The following is a 2,718-nucleotide window of genomic DNA, read 5'->3' as shown; positions in this document are numbered from 1 at the left end:
CGCGCCAATTGCTGGGTAATGGTCGAGGTTGCGCGCAACCCGCCGCCGTCTGTCAGGCTGACAAACACAGCACGGCCCAGGCCATAGGGATCGATGCCGGGATGGTAATAGAAACGGCGATCCTCCACCGCGACCATCGCATCCTTCATCTCATGTGGAATCTCATCGATCGGAATCCAGCGACCGAAACTTGGTCCAAGCGTCTGGATTACGGTGCCATCGGCTGCACGGACACGGATCATCTGCCCGTTGGGCGATGATTTCAAATCCTCGAAGCTTTCGATTTCGCCCCGAGCAATCGCGACAAATATCCCTACGACCATCAGGCCCAAAAGGGCGATAACGGTTCCGACCTTGAGCGAAGTCATGGTCCAGCGTTTGAAGCGCGACCCTTCCGCTGCCTTATATCCAGCTTTTGCCATTGCCCGACCTGTTAATGGTTTGCCGGGAATCCGACAAGCAGGATTAAGGAACTAGTCCGGCTGAAAATCGAGCGAAACACTGTTGATGCAATAACGCAGACCATTTTCGCCCGGCCCATCGGGGAAAACATGGCCCAGATGTCCGTCGCATTTGGCACAGCGCACCTCGATGCGAATCATGCCATGCGACGTGTCACGATATTCGGCTATCGCATCGGGCGTTGCTGGTTCGGTAAAGCTGGGCCAGCCGGAGCCGCTGTCATATTTCGTGTTCGACCGGAAAAGCAACGTTCCGCAGCCACCACACAGGAAATCGCCGTCCCGCTTTTCGACATTCAACGAACCGCTAAAGGCCCGTTCGGTGCCCGCTTCACGCAGCACATGATATTGCACCGGCGAAAGGCGTTGCCGCCATTCTGCCTCGCTGAGTTCCATTTTTTCCATGAATATAATGTGTGCCGCATAGGCCATGAGGTCAAGAGCGGTCGGAGAAATGGTTTTCACCTGAAATTAACCACATTCTTCGAAAATCTATGCAAATGTATCGGAACCTATCGATCCTTTTTTGCATGGGAGTCGCGCTGGCGTTAACGCCGGTCGCTTTCGCACAGGATTTCGGCGCGGATCTATTTGCGCGTGAATCCGGTGACAAGACGAAGCCGCTCAACATCGAAATCCGCAGTTCGCTTGATTTCAGCCGGGCCACTTCGACGGGTGCGAGCGGGGGTAGCATTGCAATCGATCCCAATAGTGGCGCGCGCACGGTAAGCGGCGATATACTCGATCTGGGTGGTTCGCCTTTTGCAGGCAGTGCGGTGGTAACCGGAGAGTCTGGACGAGCGGTACGCATTGAGATGCCGTCAACCATCCGTCTGAGCAGCGCGACGGGCGGCTCGGTTGAGATCGTCAACCTGCGTACCAACCTCTCGCCTGCACCCCGGCTCGATATGTACGGGCGGCTCGAATTTTCTTTTGGCGGCGATTTGTTGCTGAAAGGCAATGTGTCCGGCCAATTCCGGGGGCGGATACCGATTACTGCGGAATATGAATAAGGCCTAGCGACTGCGGGCGGCGGCGCGGGCGATGCGCACCAATTCCTCTTCAAGCACAGTTTCGGTCAGATCGGCACCGGTCGCCATCAACTTCGCCTCAACTTCCAACAGATGGGCGTTCAATCCGGCGAGGCGCGGTGCCGTCCAGCGTTGCACTTGTTGGGTAAAGGCGCCCTGCTCCTTCCAGAAGATCGCCCGGTTGGCGCGAACCACTGCCCCGGCATTGGCACCTTCCTCCACCTTGGCACGCATCCCGGCAAGCAGGGCAATGCGTCGCTGAAGCGCGCGAACGATACGGATTGCCTCAATCCCGATAGCGCGAGCCTCGATGATGGTCCGGCCCAGCGATTTGGCATCGCCCGTCAGCACCTGGTTGACTAACGCGTTGATATCTTCTTCCGCTGTTTCAGCGGCGAGTGACGAAAGCGCCGACGGCTCTACTGTCACGATACGGTCAGGTGCGGAATCATAATAAAGCGATAGTTTTTCCAACTCCATCGCCACCAGTCGCCGGTCCTGCCCAGTATAGCGCACGATCTGCGCCGCGAGCGTCCGATCGATGCGCAGGCCGAGTGTGCCCGCCGCCGCAACGGCCTGATCAACCGCTTCTCCTTCGCTGGGCGGATAGCAGATATACGACAAGGCGCGGGGAGAGCCTTCGATAAGTGTCCGCAGCTTGCTGGTTTTCTTGAGGTCGCCCGCCGTCGCAATGACTGGATTGCCGGCATTTTCCGATGAAAGCAGGTTCGCAACCGCATCCACCCCTTCTTCGCGCGTAAAGTGCAGCCTGATATGACGAGCACCACCAAAGAGCGATTGCGATGCCGCCTCATCGGAAAGCAAGGCAGGGTCACTCCGCAGCTTTGCGCTGTCAATCTCTATCGCTTCGCTGTCAGGCCCAAGCCGCGCAATTAAAGCGCTCGCGATCGAAGCGGCCGCAGATTCATCCTGCCCGAAGACGAAAAACAGCCGGATATCGTTCCGGCTTTCGATCGCGCCAATAAAATCCCGCTCGCTGAGCTTGCCGCTCATTGGGGATTTTGGGCGTAAAGCGACAGTCGCGTAACAATCTGTTCGGCAACCTTTTGCGTCAGATTCTCAAGCGCGGTATTTTCTGCCGCGATTGTGGCATATTCCGAACTCACAACGTCGATGCCTGCATCCGAACCCGCCGTTGCGTCAAGCACGGTCTTGCTGCTTTCCAGATCAATTAGCTGATAGCGCGCGCGCAGTGTGCGACGTTC

Annotated in this window: 5 protein-coding genes; 1 reads left to right on the top strand and 4 read right to left on the bottom strand. The window is 57.2% G+C overall.

Annotation, left to right across the window (positions count from 1 at the left end):
• Both Q0239_RS15470 and msrB read right to left on the bottom strand, forming a co-directional pair.
• A partial coding sequence (locus tag Q0239_RS15470; protein WP_298604541.1) for a transglycosylase domain-containing protein occupies positions 1 to 422 on the bottom strand: 422 nt, incomplete at its 3' end.
• 51 nt (positions 423 to 473) lie between these two features.
• Positions 474 to 866 carry a peptide-methionine (R)-S-oxide reductase MsrB gene (gene msrB / locus Q0239_RS15465; RefSeq protein ID WP_298604543.1) on the bottom strand — a complete coding sequence of 131 codons (393 nt, stop codon included), beginning with the start codon at positions 864 to 866 and terminating at the stop codon, positions 474 to 476.
• Between the two features lie 125 nt (positions 867 to 991).
• Here msrB and Q0239_RS15460 point away from each other — a divergent pair, with 125 nt between their 5' ends.
• A complete protein-coding gene (locus Q0239_RS15460) occupies positions 992 to 1,474 on the top strand; it encodes a DUF4402 domain-containing protein (RefSeq protein WP_298604540.1) in 483 nt (160 codons plus the stop codon).
• 3 nt (positions 1,475 to 1,477) lie between these two features.
• On the opposite strand, the gene holA is transcribed toward Q0239_RS15460, so the two are convergent.
• Together holA and lptE are read right to left on the bottom strand one after the other, a co-directional pair.
• Complete coding sequence (gene holA, locus Q0239_RS15455) at positions 1,478 to 2,506, bottom strand: DNA polymerase III subunit delta (protein WP_298604537.1); 1,029 nt, start codon at positions 2,504 to 2,506, stop codon at positions 1,478 to 1,480.
• Positions 2,503 to 2,718 (bottom strand): LPS assembly lipoprotein LptE (lptE, locus tag Q0239_RS15450; RefSeq protein WP_298604536.1); only part of this gene is annotated, 216 nt, incomplete at its 5' end. The genes lptE and holA, both read right to left, overlap by 4 nt.

This window comes from uncultured Sphingorhabdus sp., from assembly GCF_937872355.1.
In the GTDB taxonomy this organism is placed as follows: domain Bacteria; phylum Pseudomonadota; class Alphaproteobacteria; order Sphingomonadales; family Sphingomonadaceae; genus Sphingorhabdus_B.
The sequence above is the reverse complement of the archived record's forward strand: the minus strand, read 5'-3'. Positions and strand labels throughout refer to the sequence as shown.